This is a genomic window from Nocardioides piscis (assembly GCF_011300215.1).
Lineage (GTDB): Bacteria > Actinomycetota > Actinomycetes > Propionibacteriales > Nocardioidaceae > Nocardioides > Nocardioides piscis.
The window spans coordinates 2,131,787-2,147,576 of record NZ_CP049866.1; the positions used below are offsets into that span (position 1 = coordinate 2,131,787).

Consider the following 15,790-nt stretch of genomic DNA (forward strand, 5'->3'; position numbering starts at 1 on the left):
AAGATCTGGGTTTCCTTCGCGTGGTCCGTCGCTGCCTAGCGTTCTGGTCATCCCCACTGAGCACCCTGCTCACCCAGACTTCAGGAGATTCGCGATGAACACCACGATGAACACCAAGGCCACCGCCGGCTCCAGCCTCCGTCGCCGGATCCTCTTCACCACCGCCTCGGTGCTGACCGCTGGAGCGCTGGCCGTCGGCTCCGGCGCCAGCTTCACCGCCCAGACTCAGAACCCCGGCAACAGTGCAGTGGCCGGCACCCTCGAGCAGACCAACAGCCTCGCGGGGTCGAGCATCTTCAACCTCTCGAACATGAAGCCCGGCGACACCGTCAACGGCAAGGTCACCGTCACCAACAGCGGCACCCTGGCCGCCAACCTCAAGCTCACCGAGAGCGGTGTGGCCAACGGCTTCGGCCAGCCCGCGATGCTCTCGATCACGGTCACCGACGTGACCACCGCCGCGGCCCCGGTGGTCGTGGCCAGCAAGCGGACCTTCGGCACCGTCGGTGCGATCGAGCTCGGCAAGTGGGCGGCCGGCGAGTCACGTACCTACGTCTTCAGCGTGACCATCGACGCCGCTGCCGACAACACCAACCAGGGCGACCGCGCGGACGCGACCTACACCTGGGACTCGGTCCAGGACACCGCCGTCGTGGTCAACCAGCACTTCTGATCTGCCTGATCCACCCCTGACCCCGTGGGGGGTGTGCGAGCCCCCAAGTCCTCGCCCCCCACGGGCCCCCCACCCCACGCGAAGGAGAGTCCCATGGTCGTGCACCAGTCCCGCCCCGTCCGGCTCGTCACCCGTGCCTCTCGCCTCGTGGTCAACCTCGCGCTGGGCGTGGTGGTCCTCGTCGCCGCCAGCTTCGTCGTCCCCGGCCTCCTGGGCTTCGAGCGCTACGTCATCGTCGGCGGCTCGATGTCCGGCACCTTCGAGCGCGGTTCGGTCGCCTTCGAGCGCCTGGTCCCCGTCGCCGACCTCGAGGTCGGCGACATCATCACCTACCAGCCACCGGCCGAGTCGGGCCTGACCACCCTGGTCACCCACCGCATCGTCGCGGTCAGGGAGACCCGTCGCGGTGAGCACCTCTTCCGCACCCAGGGCGACGCGAACGCCCAGGCGGACCCCTGGACGTTCTCCCTCCCCGAGGGCCAGCAGCCCCGCGTCGACTTCACGGTGCCCCTCGTCGGCCACGCCTTCATGGCGATCGCCGACCGTGAGACCCGGATGCTGCTCGTCGGCGTCCCGGCCGGGCTCGTGTGCCTGTGGGGCCTGGGCGACCTCGCCCGGCTCCTCGTCGGTCTCCGCCGCCGCCAGCACGCACCGCACTCCAGCCTCACCCTCCAGGGAGCCTGAGCGCCATGACCCGCCGCCTGCTGCTGCTCATCGCGACCACACTGTGTGTGGGCGCGGTGGGCTGTGGCATGCCCGGCTTCTCCTCCGCATCCTTCACCGCCCGGACCACCAACGGCGGCACCATCACCGCAGCCGCGGACTGGACCCCGCCCACCGTGAGCCTCCAGAACCCCGGGTCGCCGCTCAAGGGGACAGTCTCCGTCAGTGCCTCGGCATCCGACGTCGAGACCGGGGTCGCCACCGTGCGGATGCAGTTCCTGCCTGCCAACGCGTCCAGCTGGGTCACCATCTGCACCGCCGTCACGGCGCCCTACTCGTGCTCGTGGAACACCACGTCCCTCGCCGACGGGATCTATGAGCTCCGCGCGGTCGCGACGGACAACGCCGGCTACTCAACGACGTCAGCATCGCTGAGCACCACCGTCGCCAACAACCTCCTGGTCGTCCTGGGCGACCCGGGCGAGATCGTCCGCGGGACGGTCAGCCTGCCGACCGTGCTCTACGGCGCCGGCGCGACCACCTACACCGTCCGCGTCGAATATGCCCCCGCCGGCACCACGAGCTGGAAGTCGATCTGCACCAACCTCTCCTCGCCCTACGCCTGCAGCTGGGTGACCTCGACCGGCTTCGCCAACGGTGACTACGACCTGCGGGCGGTGGCCACCTCGGGTGCGACGACGACTTTCTCCGCCGTCATCTCCGGCGTCCTGGTCGACAACGCGGCCCCATCGGTGACGATGCTCAACCCCGGGTCGCCTCTCGCCGGCCTGGTGACCTTCGAGGCGACGGCCACCGATGCTGACTCAGGCGTTGCCCAGGTCGTCCTGCAGACCGCTGTGAACGGGAGCAGCACCTGGCGGGACCTGTGCACGGTCACGTCGCCGCCGTTCTCCTGTCGCTACGACACCACCCAGGTCCTGGACGGCACCTACAACCTCCGGGCGGTCGCCACGGACGTCGCGGGCAACGTCGCCGTTTCCTCCACCGTGACCGGCAGGGTCGTCGACAACACGGTCTCCTCGGTCTCCATGACCGACCCGGGCGCGTTCCTCAGCGGGACGGTCGACCTGACCGCCGCCGCCAACTCCAGCGCGGGTGTCACCTCGGTGCGGATCCAGCGGGCCACCAGCGGGACCACCACCTGGACCGACGTGTGCACCGACTCCACGTCGCCGTACACCTGCTCCTGGAACACCACCACGGTCACCGACGGGCTCTACGACTTCCGCGCAATCCTTGTCGACGGGTCCGGGAAGGTCACGACCTCCGCCACCGTGGCAGCCCGCAGGGTCGACAACAGCCCGCTGCGCGGCATGGATGTGCAGTCCGCGAACGGCGGAGCGACGGCCGGCAAGCTGGAGAACGGCGACACCGTCACCTTCACCTACACCGATCAGGTCAACCCGGCCACGGTGACACCGGGCTGGACCGGCGCTGCCACGGCCGTCACCCTCCGGGTCCGCGACGGCAACCTCCTCGGTCTCGGCAACAAGGGCGACACCCTCGACGTCCTGCGCACCGGCGGCGCCGTCAACCTCGGCGCGGTGAACCTCAAGGAGGACTACCTCAAGTCCAACAAGACCGCGACGTTCAACGCCACCATGACCGCAAGCACCACGACCGTCAACGGGACCACCGTCAGCGTCGTCACCCTGCGGCTCGGCACCCTCGCCAGCGGCGGCGGACTGCGCACCGTCAGCCTCGCATCTGCGATGGTCTGGAGCCCCTCCTCCGCGGTGACCGACCTCTATGGCGTCGCGTGCTCCACTGCTCCGGCCACCGAGACCGGCGCAGCGGACAGGGAGTTCTGATGGCCCCCGACATCTCGAGCACGACAGCGGAGTGGCTGCGGCGACGTACGCCGGGCGAAGACGATCCGGCAACCGGCTGAACCACCCGGCTGCGGGGTAAGGACGGTGCATGAGAGCCCCTTCGTCGGCACCCCTGGGCGGGCAGCAGCTCCGGATCGGGGTCTCCGGCTGGGACTACGACGGCTGGCGCGGCGACTTCTATCCTGAGCGGCTGCCGGCGCGGGCCCGTCTGGGCTATGTCGGTGAGCGCTTCGACACCGTCGAGCTGAACGGGTCGTTCTATTCGCTGCAACGCCCGTCGTCATACGTGCGCTGGTATGACGAGACGCCGCCCGGCTTCACGTTCGCGCTCAAGGGCGGCCGCTTCGTGACCCACATGAAGCGGCTGCGCGACCCGCTGCAGGGGCTGGCGAACTTCTTCGCCTCGGGTCCGCTGGCCCTGCGGGAGAAGCTCGGTCCGGTCCTGTGGCAGCTGCCCGCCAGCCTCGTCTTCGACGAGGCGCTCATCTCCGGCTTCCTGGCGCTGCTGCCCCGCACGACGACCGAAGTGGGTGAGCTGGCTCGTCAGCACGGGCCACAGCTCGAGGGTCGGTCCCACCTCGAGGTCGACGCCGAGCGGCCGGTGCTGCATGCGCTGGAGGTCAGGCACGCGTCGTACGACGACGAGCGCTTCCATCAGCTGCTGCGCGACCACGACGTGGCGTGCGTGGTCTCCGACAGCCCCACGTGGCCGCTGCTCGACCACTCCACTGCCGGTCACACCTATGTCCGGCTGCATGGCCACACCGAACTGTATGCGAGCGGCTACAGCAGCCGCAGTCTCGACGCCTGGGCGCAGAGGTGTCGAGGGTGGGCCACCCACGGGCCGGTCTTCGTCTACTTCGACAACGATGCGCGAGGCCGGGCCCCCCACGACGCGTTGTCGCTGAGGGCCCGGCTCGCGTCAGAGGTGTGAGTCTTCCTCGTTCTCGTCAGGGATCGCGTTGGGGCCTGCGGGACCGGAGTCCGGCTGACCCGACTCACCCTCGGGAGCCCCCGAGGTCGCGTCACCGGGGGAGATGGGCGTCTCGGCGTCTGCGGGGTCCATGCCGGAGACCTCTGAGACCTCGCCCTGCTGTGACTCACTCATGGTGCAGCTCCTTCGTGTCGTGGGTGATCCGATACCCCCGCGGTCGCCGGCACATGCCTCTGCGTCGCGCGCACCCTCAGTGCGACGTCGCCATGGGTGCCGGTTCGTGGGCCTCTGCCCGGCTCCCGGCGTCGGTCGGCCACTGGACCAGGGCGATGGTCGCCAGCACCAGCACGCCACCCACCGCCTGTTGCGCCGTCAGCGACTCCCCGAAGACGAGGGCCGCGCTGAGCACCGTCACCACCGGCTCGAGGATGGACAGCAGCGACGCCACCGTCGGTCCGACACGGGCCAGGCCGGAGAAGAAGAGCAGGATGGCGGCGACGGTGGAGACGAGGGCGATCAGGACGAGCCAGATCCACCCGCTCGCCGCGAAGCCCAGGTCGGGGGCACCGTTGAACAAGGACCACCCGGTGAAGGTGACGAATGCACCACAGCAGATCAGGGCGGTGAAGGCGAGGGGATCGGGACCTGCGACCCGGTCTCCGACGAGGATGTAGACGGCGTAGACGACTGCGGCACCGAAGGCCAACGTCGATCCGACGGCATCGAAGCTCCCTGTCTCGGCTCCACCGAGGACCATCGCAACGCCGACGAGGGCGAGCACCAGGGCCCCGGCCCGCCTCAGCGACGGCCGGTCCCGCCCGATCAGCACAGCGCCCACCATCACCAGCAGCGGATAGACGCAGAAGACGAGGGCGACCTGGGAGGCGTCCACCCGGGTGAGCGCGGAGAAGTAGAGGCCGGCCTGGGCGGCATAGCCGACCCCGCCCATCAGCAGCCCCGTGATGACAGCGCGCCGAGTGAGGCCGCGCAACCTGCCGCGGGCCTGGGCGACGACGAGCAACAGGGCCCCGGCGATCCCGAACCGCACCAGGAGGAGGGCGTCCAGGTCGACGCCGTCGTCGTAGGCGAGCTTGGCGAACACCGCCATCACTCCGAACGCGACGGCGGAGAGCAAGCATGCGAGGGCGCCCATCCGCCAAGTGTGGGTGCTGCAGGCGGTCAGGTCGAAACCGGGTGTCGGCCGGTCCCCGGCCTCACTGGGGAGCTTCCTTCTCACTGAGCTCACGGGTCATGTGGCCCTTGGGGTCGAGCTGGGTCAACAACGCCTCGCCGATCGTGCTGAGCTGTTCGACCTGCGTCGGCGTCAGCGGGTCGAGGACCAGGCGGCGCACGGTCTCCACGTGGCCAGGTGCGGCGGCCACGATGGCGTCCCAACCGGCGGCGGTCAGCCGGGCGTCGGTGGCCCGTCCGTCATCGGGAGACGGCGTCCGCTCGACGAAGCCACGCTCCTCGAGTCGGCGGACGACGTGCGAGAGCCGGGGCAGGGTCGAGTTCGTACGCCGAGCGAGCGCACTCATCCGCAGCGTCCGGTCGGGGGCCTCGGAGAGCATGGCGAGCACGAAGTATTCGAAGTGGGTCAGGCCGGAGTCGCGCCGCAGGTGCGTGTCCAGCGTGGCCGGCAACAGCTCCGCCACGGCGATGAGGCGCAGCCAGGCTGCGCGCTCTGCCTCGTCGAGCCAGCGGGTCGCCATACCTGCATCCTAGCTCGTTGGTTGACATGACAATCAAAGCGCCGAGGGGGCCGGTGGACGAGTCGAGACCTGCCGGCCGAGTAGATGGCGTGACCCGTCCGGACTACGTCGCCTCCAATGGGCTAGGTCGCTTGTGTCAGTTCGGTTGATAACAAGGAGGGAATTCCACAGAACGGCAACATAACGGTTATGCCAGTGGTTGGTTTGGCACGTGGTGAGTAACACCACAGTCCGGATCCGGTCGCCGCTCGGGGGGCGATCCCCTCGCCCAAGGCAGGCCATCATGCGTCCTCTTCGACTCGCCGTCTTCTCCGTCACCGCCTCCTCCCTGATGGTCTCGGCGGCCTTGGGCGCCGCGCTCACCGGCCCAGCCGACGCAGCGCCCCCCTCCAAGGGCGGCAGCGACAGCACGACCACGACGACGACCACCAAGGGCAAGGGCGGCAAGCCCACGGCGACGACGACGGCCACGCCCACCCCCACAGCTGCCCCACAGGTCTGCCACACCCTGGCGGACGCCGCCGCGCTGACGACCGTGCGCGGCCGGACCGTCAACACCCTCTTCCCGCACGACGGCAGGGTCTTCTACGGGTATGGCGACTACACCGCCAACACCGGTTCGATGATCGACCCCTACGGCACCAACGTCTCCTCCTTCGACGCCGCCACCGGCGTGGCCGCGGTGCACCTGCCGGGGTTCAAGACCGAGGAGGTGAACACGTTCCGCTCCTTCGACGGTGACATCTATGCACCGAACATCGACCCCTCGCGCGGTGCTGACGGCTCCAACTCCTTCGCCTCCGACGCCGGCCAGACCTGGACGGAGAACGCGGGTGCCCCGAACCCGGTCCACGTCTTCGACGTCGCGAAGGCCGGCGGGGAGCTGTTCGTCGCCGGTGCTGAGCCGATCGCGTCGCCCGCGGGGACCACCCACGGGGCGGCGACCATCTGGCGCTCCACCGACGCCGGTGCGACCTGGACCGTGGCCCAGTCGGAGACCGAGGAGGACGTCACCAAGCGCGACGGCTTCGAGCGGTACTACTGGATGGGTGTCATCGGCGACAAGGTCTACGCCCGTGCGGCCCTCAACACCTACCCCGCCGTCCCGCCCCTGCGCGTGCTCGACACGACCACGGACACGTGGAGCACCGTGCCCGAGTCGGGCATGACCTTCGGGACCAGCATCTATGAGGCCAGCAGGGTGGTGTCCTGGCAGAACCGGCTCTGGACCGCCCAGGGTGCCCTCGTCTGGTTCGACGGCGCCAAGACGGGCGCGATCGGTGTCGCCGGCGGTGGCGCGAACCTGCGGACCCTCTCGATCGGCGACGACGGGAAGCTCTATGGCCACGACTGGGTGAACGGCGCTGTGTATCGCGTCGACAGCACCTCGACCGCCTACGCCCTGACCCGCGTCGCCACCATCGCTCCGGACGCCGCCTCCTTCACCGTCGCCGGTGGCAACGTCTGGGCCGCGGCCGCTGCCGGGACCGCTCAGGTGTGCTCCACGCCGCTGGCCTGAGCAACGAGCTGGGTGAGCCCGGCGAGCGGGACGCTGCCCAGCGTCCCGCTCGTCCGGGCTCGGTGTCAGTTGTTGGCGGGGGCCGCCGACAACGACTCCACGAGCTCGGCGACGAGCTCGTCGGGGCAGTTCTTCGCGATGTCGGCCTGGCTCAGCATCCCGACCAGCTCGTGCCCGTCGATGACCGGGAGACGTCGGACGCCTGCTCGCACCATCGTGCGCAGCGCCTCTTCGATGGAGTCGTCCGCACCGATCGTGACGGTCTCGCCGCCGGCCAGGTCGGAGACCTTCGTCGAGGACGGGTCACCTCCGTCGGCGATGCAGTCGACGACGATGTCGCGGTCGGTGAGCATGCCGTGGAGCCGGTCGTCGTCGCCGCAGATGGGCAGTGCGCCGACCTGGAGCTGCTTCATCTTCTGTGCTGCCTGGGTCAGGGTGTCACCGGTGCGCACGCACTCGGCGTCGCCGCTCATGATCTCGCGTGCTGAGGTCATGTCGTGCTCCTCTCGGGATTGACGGACGCAGGTCTGCGTCGAGGACGCCGCTCCCCTTGCTGGCCGGTGCCCCACATCAGACCCGGTATGCACGACACCGAAGCGGTGGCGCGGCGGATAGCATCGCGCTCGCGGCAGGTCCCTACGGCTGCCCATCCGATTCCGGGAGGACGTCACCAAGTGGGCGCGCACCACGCACATCACGGACACCACGGGCGTCACGCGGGTCCGGAGGCGACCCGGACGCCGCGGCTGGCCTGGGCGTTGATCGTGCCCATCGCCGTACTGACCCTGGCGGCGATGGCCTGGCTGTGGCCCTCCGGGGACGTCGAGACCGCCGGGCAGCAGTCGGCGGCCGAGCAGTATGCCGCGACCGTCACCGCCGTGGAACGGGAGCAGTGCCCGGAAGGTCAGGCCGAGGAGGCCAACGGCTGCGGGTCGGCGCTGGTGACCTTCGAGGACACCGGCGAAGAGCTCGAGGTGATGCTGCCGCGTGGCACGGGCGCTCCGGTGATCGCCGACGGCGACGAGGTGGTGCTGATCAGCAGCCCCACCCCCGACGGCGAGATCTTCACGATCGTCGACCACCAGCGCAGCACCGGCCTCTGGGTCCTCCTTGTCACCTTCGCCCTGGCCCTCGTCGCCTTCGGTCGATGGCGCGGGCTCACCGCCCTGGCCGGGCTCGTGGTGACGTTCGCGCTCCTGCTCCTGTTCGTGGTGCCCGCGATCCTCGCCGGCGAGCCGCCGCTGCTGGTCGCGATCGTCGGCTCCTGCGCGATCATGCTCACGGTCCTCTACCTCACCCACGGCCTCGCCCTCTCGACGACGGTGGCGGTGATCGGCACCCTGGCGAGCCTCACGCTCACCGGCCTGCTGTCGGCCGCGGCGGTGGGCGCGCTGCACCTGACCGGTGTCACCGACGACCTGTCCGCGTCGGTCGGGATGACCCAGGGGGTCAACACCGAGGGCCTGCTGCTGGCGGGCATCGTCATCGGCTCGCTGGGCGTGCTCGACGACGTCACCGTGACCCAGTCCGCGACCGTCACCGAGCTCGCGCACGCCAACCCGACCTATGGCTTCGCCCAGCTCTATCGCGCCGCCGGTCGCGTCGGCCGCTCCCACATCGCGTCGGTGGTCAACACGATCATCCTCGCCTACGCCGGCTCGTCGCTGCCGCTGCTGATCCTGATCGTGGCCAACAACCAGTCGCTCGGCGGCGTCGTGAGCGACCAGATCATCGCGCAGGAGATCGTGCGCAGCGTCGTGGCGACCCTCGGGTTGATCGCCGCCGTACCCCTCACGACGGCTCTTGCCGCGTTCACTGTCCGCAAGGGCGGTCCCACGCCGGCTGACGAGGTCACCGCCTGAGCGGGGATCCCGTCATCGCGACTCGGGCACCAGCGCGGCATGCTGGTGCCATGCGCTTCACCGAGCACGAGCTGACCCGAGCCGTCGAGGCGGCCGCCAGGACCGTCGCCAGGGCCAAGGCCCGCAAGCGTGCCGGCGGGGCGGACGCGGCCTGGGAGGCGCTGACCCGGATCGAGCGCTACTACCTGCTCGACGGGGTGGGCAGCCAGGTGCTGCCGGTGCTCATCGCCCTGCCCGACGTCGAGGTCGCTCCGGGCACGCGCCCCACCTTCACCGATGCGCAGATCGTCGCCGCGGTCGAGTCGACGCTGGCCGACGGCGGGGGACGCCTGCGGCGCAAGGTCACCGTGGCGGCACGCGTGGCGCTGGTCAGGGCCGCGCTGGCAGAGCTTCCGCCACGGATGGATCCGGACGCCCTGACCACGAGTGACTAGGGGCTCGGACGAGGTCAGGGTGCGATGCCGACGTACTTGACCGAGAGGTATTCATCGATCCCCTCCGGCCCGCCCTCGCGGCCGAAGCCGGAGTGCTTGACCCCGCCGAAGGGCGCAGCCGGGTTGGAGACGATGCCCTGGTTGATCCCGACCATGCCGAACTCGAGTGCCTCGCTGACCCGCAGCGTCCTCGACAGGTCGCGGGTGAAGGCATAGGCCACCAGGCCGTATGGCGTGGAGCTGGCCAGGCGCAGTGCCTCGTCGTCCTCGCGGAAGGTCGTGATCGGCGCGACCGGCCCGAAGATCTCCTCCTGGTTGAGGTCTGCCCCGGCCGGCACGTCGGTCAGCACCGTCGGCTCGAAGAAATAGCCCGCCTCGCCCGTGGCCGACCCGCCGGTGACGACCGAGGCTCCCTGGCGGACTGCGTCGTCGACCAGCTCGGTGACCTTGTCCCGGGCCTTCGCGTCGATCAGCGGCCCCACGGTCACCCCGTCGTCGGTGCCGCGGCCAACTGTCTCGGCGGCCATCCGGTCGGCGAACCGGCGGGCGAACTCGTCGGCGACGTCCTCGTGCACGAGGAAGCGGTTGGCGGCCGTGCAGGCCTCGCCCATGTTGCGCATCTTGGCCAGCATCGCCCCGTCGACCGCCCGGTCGAGGTCGGCGTCGGAGAAGACCAGGAACGGCGCGTTGCCGCCCAGCTCCATCGAGACGCGCAGCAACTGGTCGGCCGACTGGCGCACCAGCGACTGGCCCACGGGCGTCGAGCCGGTGAAGGTGAGCTTGCGCAGCCGCGGGTCCGCGATGAGCGGCTCCATGACCTGCGAGGTGTCATGGGTGGAGACGACGTTGACGACCCCCGGCGGCACGCCCACCTCGCGCAACAGATCGGCCAGTGCCAGCATCGTCAGCGGCGTCTGCTGGGCCGGCTTGACGACCATGGTGCAGCCGGCGGCGATGGCCGGGCCGATCTTGCGGGTTCCCATCGCCAGCGGGAAGTTCCACGGCGTGATCATCAGGGTCGGCCCCACCGGTTGCTTCATGGTGAGCAGCCGGGTGTTGCCGTCGGGACTCGTCGACCAGCGACCCGCGATCCTCACGACCTCCTCGGAGAACCAGCGGAAGAACTCCGCGCCATAGGCCACCTCGCCCTTGGACTGGGCCAGTGGCTTGCCCATCTCGAGGGTCATCAGCATGGCGAACTGGTCGGCGCGTTCGGTGAGGAGCTCATAGGCGGCGCGCAGCAGCTCGGCACGCTCCCGGGGTGCGGTTGCGGCCCATCCGGCCTGCGCGGAGACGGCGGCGTCGAGCGCGGACCGGCCGTCGGCGGCCGATGCGGACGCGACCGTCGCCAGTGTCCGTCCGGTGGCGGGGTCCTCCACGTCGGTGCTGGCGCTTGTCGAGGCGTCGCGCCACTCGCCGTCGATGAACAGCCCGGTGGGGACTGCCGCCAGCACGTCGTGCTCGTTCATGGGTTCGTCCTTGTCGTGCGCGCCGGGTCTGGTGGTCAGCCGAGGACGTGTGCGAAGGCGTCCTCGACGATGTCGAGCCCCTCCTCGAGCAGGTGGTCGGGACTGACCAGCGGCGGGAGAAAGCGCAAGACATTGCCGAAGGTACCCGCGGTGAGGGTGACCAGGCCCTGGCTGTGGCAGCGCTTGTTGATCGCGGCCGTGGCGACGGGCTCGGGAGTGAGGTCATCGGGCCCGGCGGTGAGCTCGACGGCCATCATGGCGCCACGACCACGGACCTCCGCGATCTCGGGGTGCTTGTCGCGCAGCCGGTCCAACCGGGACCTGAAGAGCTTCTCGATCTGCCGGGCCCGAGCGTTGAGGTCCTCGGTGCGCATCGTCTCGATCGCTCCGAGCGCCGCCGCGCAGGCGAGCGGGTTGCCGCCATACGTGCCTCCCAGGCCACCGGTGTGCACGGAGTCCATCACCTCGGCGCGGCCGGTGACGGCGGCGAGGGGGAGACCGCCCGCCATGCCCTTGGCGGTGGTGATGAGGTCAGGCACGACGTCCTCGTGCTCGCAGGCGAACCAGTCGCCGGTGCGGCAGAAGCCGGTCTGGATCTCGTCGGCGATCAGCAGGATGCCGTGCTCGGAGCAGTAGTGGGAGAGCGACTGCAGCCAGCCGTGGGGCGGGACCACGAAACCGCCCTCGCCCTGGATCGGCTCCACGATCACCGCGGCGGTGTTCGACTCCCCGACCTGGGTGTGCAGCATGCTCACGAAGGCGTCGAAGGCCTCCTCGGCGATCTGCTCGCGGGTCTTCGTGCCACCGCCCGGCCAACGCAGCGGGTAGGCCATCGGTGCGCGATAGACCTCGCCGGCGAACGGCCCGAAGCCGTGCTTGTAGGGCATGTTCTTCGCGGTCAACGCCATCGTGAGGTTGGTGCGCCCGTGATAGGCGTGGTCGAGGGCGACCACCGCCTGTCGGCCGGTGAAGGTGCGAGCGATCTTGACGGCGTTCTCCACGGCCTCCGCCCCGGAGTTGAACAGTGCGCTGCGCTTGTCGTGGTCGCCGGGTGTCAGCTCGGCCAGCGCCTCGCACACGGCGACGTAGCCCTCGTAGGGGGTGACCATGAAGCAGGTGTGGGTCAGCTCGGCGACCTGCGCCTGCACTCGTTCGACGACTGCGGGGGCGGCGTTGCCTACGCTCGTGACCGCGATTCCCGACCCGAAGTCGATGAGGTGGTTGCCGTCGACGTCGACCAGGATGCCGCCGCCGGCGCGAGCGACATAGGCCGGCAACCCGACGCCGACGCCGCTCGCGACCGACGACGCGCGTCGGGCATCGAGCTCGCGTGAGCGGGGGCCGGGGACCTCGGTGACGAGGCGGCGGACCTGCTCCACCTCCGGTGCGTGCTCCAGCATCTCCATGGACTCAGGTTGTCCCCGCGATGGCATGCTGTCCAATACCTGTCAGAGCGCTGCGCCATGCCTGTGAGGCATGGCGCCGGGGAGAGGAGGAAGCCGTGGACCTGAGGTTGCTGCGCTACTTCGTGGCGGTGGTCGACACCGGATCGGTGACGGCGGCGGCCCGCCATGTCCGCGTGGCCCAGCCGTCGCTCTCGCGCCAGGTGCGCAGCCTCGAGCGCCAGCTGGGCCTGGTGCTGTTCGACCGTGTCGAGGGCCGCCTGACGCTGTCGTCGGCGGGGCAGCGCTTCTTGCCGGTGGCTCGCGACCTGCTCGCTCGCGCCGACCTGGCGGGACGCGCTGCCGCAGCGATCCGCGACGGCGCCCTGACCGACCTCACCATCAGCTGCCCGGCGACGACCCTGACCGATGTCATCGCCCCGTTCCTGGCCACCTGGACCGCTGACGACCCCATGCCGCGCGTGTGGCAGAGGCTGCCTGCCCAGATCTATCCCTCGCTGACGTCCGGGGCCGACCTCGCGGTCGGCACCGCACCTCCGCCGTCGAGCCTGACCAGCCTGCCGCTGGCCTCGCTCCCGGTGTGGGCCTACGTCCGGCCCGACCACCCCTGGGCGACGCGCGGCTCCGTGCGGCTCGCGGACCTCGCGGACCAGCCGCTGCTGCTCCTCGGCCCCGAGCAGCACTCCCGGCAGGCCCTGGACGCAGCGATCCTCGGCGCCGGCGTGGGACTGGGCGACACCACCGAGTTCGCCACGGCCGAAGTGGCCCAGGCGGTTGCGGCGGCAGGACGCGGGGTCGCCATCGTCTCCGACGACCCCAGGTTCGGCCTGGTGGCGCTGCGCGTGCGTCACGAGCGCCGGGACCTCGTCATCCGGCTGCACGCGGCCTGGCTGGCCGACCACCACGCCTCGGACTCGCTGGCGTCGCTGGCGCGGCGGCTCAACGCCTTCTGCGAGTCGCGCTACGCCGTCGACGTCTGAACGGGTGGACAGCACGGCCACAATGGGGGCGTGCACGCCCAGGACCCGCTGGACACCCCTGCCCCCGATGTCGATCCCGACGCGCTCGCCGCTGGGCTCTCCGAGGTCTGGGGGCTGACCGGCGTCCTGACGCCGCTGCACGGCGAGCGTGATCGCAACTTCCGGATCGACTCTGCGCAGGGCCGGTTCCTCCTGAAGGTGCACAACCCGGCGGACGGGACGGACGTCCTCGACCTGCAGGCGTCAGCGCTGGCGCACCTGCGCCGCGTCGACGCCGGGCTGCCGGTGCCAGCCGTGGTGCCCACCCGGACCGGCGAGCGCTGGGCCGAGCTCATCGGGCGCGACGGCCGCTCGTCGCTGGCCTGGGTGATGACCTGGTTGGACGGCAGCCATCTCGACCCGTCCACGATGACCGCGGCCCGGCTGCGGTGGTGGGGACGAGACGCCGCCCGGGTCGGCCGTGCGCTTCGCGGGTTCACCCACCCCGCCGCGGCCACCCCTCTCGCCTGGGACATCGCCCGGCTGCCGCAGCTGCGCGGATGGCTGGACGCGGTCGCGCCGCAGCGGCGCCCGGCCGTCACGGCCGTCCTCGACCGCTTCGACGCCGAGGTCGCCCCGCTGCTGCTGCGGCTGCGCGCCCAGGTGGTGCACAACGACCTCGCCCCGACCAACGTGCTGGTCGGCCCCGACGGACGGCTGAGCGGGGTCACCGACTTCGGCGACCTGACCCACACCGCGCTGGTCTGCGACCTTGCCGTCACCTGCGCCGACCTGGTGGTCGAGACGGGTGACCTCGACGCGGTCCCGCTCGTCGTCGCGGGCTACGAGACGGTGACTCCCCTGGAGCCGGAGGAGCGTGGCCTGCTCGCCGACCTGGTCGCTGCCCGCTGCGCCGCGACCGTTCTGATCACCGCCTGGCGCACCCGGGAGCAGGGGTGGGCGCCGCCGATCGACGACGACGCCTTCGCCCTGCTGGAGCGGATGCTCGCGATCGGGGTGGCGGAGCTTGCTGCGCGGTGGGAGCGACCGCCGTACGCCACACGCTCGACCTCCGGGCTGCTCGCCGCCCGCGCCCGGACCTTCGGAGGTCAGGAGCTCAGCTATGCCAGCCCGCTCCACCTGGTGGCCGGCGACGGGGTCTGGCTGCGGTCCGCAGACGGGCAGCGCTATCTCGACGCCTACAACAACGTCCCCGTGCTCGGGCACTCCCACCCGGCGGTCGCCGCGGCGGCCGCGGCACAGCTGGCCAGGCTCAACACCAACAGCCGCTATCTGCAGGACGCCCCGGTCGCCCTGGCCGAACGGCTGCTGGCGAGCGTCCCGGACCGCTTCGACCGCGTGCTGTTCGTCAACTCCGGGAGCGAGGCCAACGACCTCGCGTGGCGGATCGCGCGCCACGCCACGGGCGGCAGCGGCGGGGTGGCGACCTCCTTCGCCTACCACGGCATCACCGAGGCGATCGCTGCGTTCTCCCCCGAGTCGTATGCCGGCCAGGAACCGCCCGCCCACATCCGGCTCGTCGACCCGCCGCCGGGACACTGCGAGGTGGCCGCCGCCGTCGACGGGCTCGCGGCCGCAGGGCACCCGGTCGCGGCGATGCTGGTCGACGGGGTCTTCACCAGCGACGGCGTGCAGGGACCCTCGCACGACTGGACGCGCGCCGCCGCCTCGGCGGTCCACGCCGTCGGCGGACTCTATGTCGCCGACGAGGTGCAGGCCGGTCACGGCCGGACGGGGGAGCACCTGTGGAGCTTCTGCAGCGGTCGCGACGAGCTGCCCGCGGACCTGGTGACGCTCGGCAAGCCCATGGGCAACGGCTATCCGATCGCGGCCGTGCTGGGACCGGCGGCGCTGGTCGACCCCTTCGTCGAGGGCACCGACTACTTCTCGACCTTCGGAGGCGGGACGGCGGCCTGCGCGGCCGCGATCGCCGTGCTGGACGTCTTCGAGGAGGAGGACGTCCTGCGCCGGGTCTCGTCGGTCGGTGCCCTGCTGCTGCAGGCCCTGGGCGACGTCACCGCTGACAGCGACGACGTGGTCGACGTCCGCGGGTGGGGACTGGCACTGGCCATCGATCTGGTCGACCCCGCGACCGGCGAGCCTGCGCCCGCACGCACGCGCGCGGCGATCGAGGGGATGCGGTCACGGGGGGTGCTGATCGGGAGCACCGGTCCGGACCGTTCCACCCTGAAGATCCGCCCGCCCCTCGTCTTCGGGCCCGAGCACGTGGCGCGCCTCGGTGACGCGCTCGCCGAGACCCTCCGGGAGCTGCGCTGAGTCGAGCGCGC

Annotated in this window: 15 protein-coding genes; 9 read left to right on the top strand and 6 right to left on the bottom strand. The window is 70.8% G+C overall.

Going from position 1 to position 15,790, the window contains the following annotated elements:
• Positions 1-94: 94 nt before the first annotated feature.
• From G7071_RS10455 to G7071_RS10470, 4 genes are all read left to right on the top strand, one after another.
• Positions 95-673, top strand: a complete 579-nt coding sequence (locus G7071_RS10455; RefSeq protein ID WP_166318236.1) for a TasA family protein — start codon at positions 95-97, stop codon at positions 671-673.
• Between the two features lie 93 nt (positions 674-766).
• Positions 767-1,357 (top strand): signal peptidase I, encoded by a 591-nt coding sequence (locus tag G7071_RS10460; RefSeq protein WP_166318248.1) that lies wholly within the window; start codon positions 767-769, stop codon positions 1,355-1,357.
• 5 nt (positions 1,358-1,362) lie between these two features.
• Positions 1,363-3,168: an Ig-like domain-containing protein gene (locus G7071_RS10465; protein ID WP_166318251.1), complete on the top strand. Its 1,806-nt coding sequence runs from the start codon at positions 1,363-1,365 to the stop codon at positions 3,166-3,168.
• Between the two features lie 109 nt (positions 3,169-3,277).
• Entirely contained in the window at positions 3,278-4,123 is an 846-nt protein-coding gene (locus tag G7071_RS10470) for a DUF72 domain-containing protein (protein ID WP_166318254.1), read from the top strand.
• On the opposite strand, the gene G7071_RS10475 is transcribed toward G7071_RS10470, so the two are convergent.
• The 3 genes from G7071_RS10475 to G7071_RS10485 all read right to left on the bottom strand — a co-directional run bounded on the left by G7071_RS10475 (position 4,112) and on the right by G7071_RS10485 (position 5,835).
• Positions 4,112-4,297: a hypothetical protein gene (locus tag G7071_RS10475; RefSeq protein ID WP_166318257.1), complete on the bottom strand. Its 186-nt coding sequence runs from the start codon at positions 4,295-4,297 to the stop codon at positions 4,112-4,114. The two genes, G7071_RS10470 and G7071_RS10475, sit on opposite strands and share 12 nt — an antisense overlap.
• Before the next feature lie 76 nt (positions 4,298-4,373).
• The gene (locus G7071_RS10480) at positions 4,374-5,276 is read right to left on the bottom strand and encodes a DMT family transporter (RefSeq protein ID WP_166318260.1); all 903 of its coding nucleotides are present in this window, start codon (positions 5,274-5,276) and stop codon (positions 4,374-4,376) included.
• A gap of 61 nt (positions 5,277-5,337) precedes the next feature.
• Positions 5,338-5,835, bottom strand: coding sequence for a MarR family winged helix-turn-helix transcriptional regulator (locus tag G7071_RS10485; protein ID WP_166318263.1), 498 nt, complete (start codon positions 5,833-5,835; stop codon positions 5,338-5,340).
• A 283-nt stretch (positions 5,836-6,118) separates the two neighbouring features.
• Here G7071_RS10485 and G7071_RS10490 point away from each other — a divergent pair, with 283 nt between their 5' ends.
• Positions 6,119-7,354 carry a beta propeller repeat protein gene (locus tag G7071_RS10490; RefSeq protein ID WP_166318266.1) on the top strand — a complete coding sequence of 412 codons (1,236 nt, stop codon included), beginning with the start codon at positions 6,119-6,121 and terminating at the stop codon, positions 7,352-7,354.
• A 65-nt stretch (positions 7,355-7,419) separates the two neighbouring features.
• Here the strand turns inward: G7071_RS10490 and G7071_RS10495 are convergent, their stop codons facing one another.
• The gene (locus G7071_RS10495) at positions 7,420-7,848 is read right to left on the bottom strand and encodes a CBS domain-containing protein (RefSeq protein WP_166318269.1); all 429 of its coding nucleotides are present in this window, start codon (positions 7,846-7,848) and stop codon (positions 7,420-7,422) included.
• A 180-nt stretch (positions 7,849-8,028) separates the two neighbouring features.
• Between G7071_RS10495 and G7071_RS10500 the strand changes: the two genes are divergently transcribed.
• Together G7071_RS10500 and G7071_RS10505 are read left to right on the top strand one after the other, a co-directional pair.
• On the top strand, positions 8,029-9,216 hold the full coding sequence (locus G7071_RS10500; RefSeq protein ID WP_206062764.1) for a YibE/F family protein: 1,188 nt from the start codon (positions 8,029-8,031) through the stop codon (positions 9,214-9,216).
• Between the two features lie 50 nt (positions 9,217-9,266).
• Positions 9,267-9,650: a hypothetical protein gene (locus G7071_RS10505; RefSeq protein ID WP_166318272.1), complete on the top strand. Its 384-nt coding sequence runs from the start codon at positions 9,267-9,269 to the stop codon at positions 9,648-9,650.
• A 14-nt stretch (positions 9,651-9,664) separates the two neighbouring features.
• On the opposite strand, the gene G7071_RS10510 is transcribed toward G7071_RS10505, so the two are convergent.
• Together G7071_RS10510 and gabT are read right to left on the bottom strand one after the other, a co-directional pair.
• Positions 9,665-11,119: an NAD-dependent succinate-semialdehyde dehydrogenase gene (locus G7071_RS10510; RefSeq protein ID WP_206062765.1), complete on the bottom strand. Its 1,455-nt coding sequence runs from the start codon at positions 11,117-11,119 to the stop codon at positions 9,665-9,667.
• Between the two features lie 35 nt (positions 11,120-11,154).
• Positions 11,155-12,525, bottom strand: a complete 1,371-nt coding sequence (gene gabT / locus G7071_RS10515) for a 4-aminobutyrate--2-oxoglutarate transaminase (protein WP_166318275.1) — start codon at positions 12,523-12,525, stop codon at positions 11,155-11,157.
• 95 nt (positions 12,526-12,620) lie between these two features.
• Between gabT and G7071_RS10520 the strand changes: the two genes are divergently transcribed.
• Together G7071_RS10520 and G7071_RS10525 are read left to right on the top strand one after the other, a co-directional pair.
• Positions 12,621-13,502, top strand: coding sequence for a LysR family transcriptional regulator (locus tag G7071_RS10520; RefSeq protein ID WP_166318278.1), 882 nt, complete (start codon positions 12,621-12,623; stop codon positions 13,500-13,502).
• Between the two features lie 30 nt (positions 13,503-13,532).
• The gene (locus G7071_RS10525; RefSeq protein WP_166318281.1) at positions 13,533-15,779 is read left to right on the top strand and encodes an aminotransferase class III-fold pyridoxal phosphate-dependent enzyme; all 2,247 of its coding nucleotides are present in this window, start codon (positions 13,533-13,535) and stop codon (positions 15,777-15,779) included.
• The last annotated feature ends 11 nt before the right edge of the window (positions 15,780-15,790 follow it).

What these genes read in the sequence shown, in the direction of transcription:
- G7071_RS10455 (WP_166318236.1), top strand. Translation starts at nt 95, where the DNA reads ATGAACACCACGATGAACACCAAGGCCACCGCCGGCTCCAGCCTCCGT.
- G7071_RS10460 (WP_166318248.1), top strand. Translation starts at nt 767, where the DNA reads ATGGTCGTGCACCAGTCCCGCCCCGTCCGGCTCGTCACCCGTGCCTCT.
- G7071_RS10465 (WP_166318251.1), top strand. Translation starts at nt 1,363, where the DNA reads ATGACCCGCCGCCTGCTGCTGCTCATCGCGACCACACTGTGTGTGGGC.
- G7071_RS10470 (WP_166318254.1), top strand. Translation starts at nt 3,278, where the DNA reads ATGAGAGCCCCTTCGTCGGCACCCCTGGGCGGGCAGCAGCTCCGGATC.
- G7071_RS10475 (WP_166318257.1), bottom strand. Translation starts at nt 4,297, where the DNA reads ATGAGTGAGTCACAGCAGGGCGAGGTCTCAGAGGTCTCCGGCATGGAC.
- G7071_RS10480 (WP_166318260.1), bottom strand. Translation starts at nt 5,276, where the DNA reads ATGGGCGCCCTCGCATGCTTGCTCTCCGCCGTCGCGTTCGGAGTGATG.
- G7071_RS10485 (WP_166318263.1), bottom strand. Translation starts at nt 5,835, where the DNA reads ATGGCGACCCGCTGGCTCGACGAGGCAGAGCGCGCAGCCTGGCTGCGC.
- G7071_RS10490 (WP_166318266.1), top strand. Translation starts at nt 6,119, where the DNA reads ATGCGTCCTCTTCGACTCGCCGTCTTCTCCGTCACCGCCTCCTCCCTG.
- G7071_RS10495 (WP_166318269.1), bottom strand. Translation starts at nt 7,848, where the DNA reads ATGACCTCAGCACGCGAGATCATGAGCGGCGACGCCGAGTGCGTGCGC.
- G7071_RS10505 (WP_166318272.1), top strand. Translation starts at nt 9,267, where the DNA reads ATGCGCTTCACCGAGCACGAGCTGACCCGAGCCGTCGAGGCGGCCGCC.
- G7071_RS10510 (WP_206062765.1), bottom strand. Translation starts at nt 11,119, where the DNA reads ATGAACGAGCACGACGTGCTGGCGGCAGTCCCCACCGGGCTGTTCATC.
- gabT (WP_166318275.1), bottom strand. Translation starts at nt 12,525, where the DNA reads ATGGAGATGCTGGAGCACGCACCGGAGGTGGAGCAGGTCCGCCGCCTC.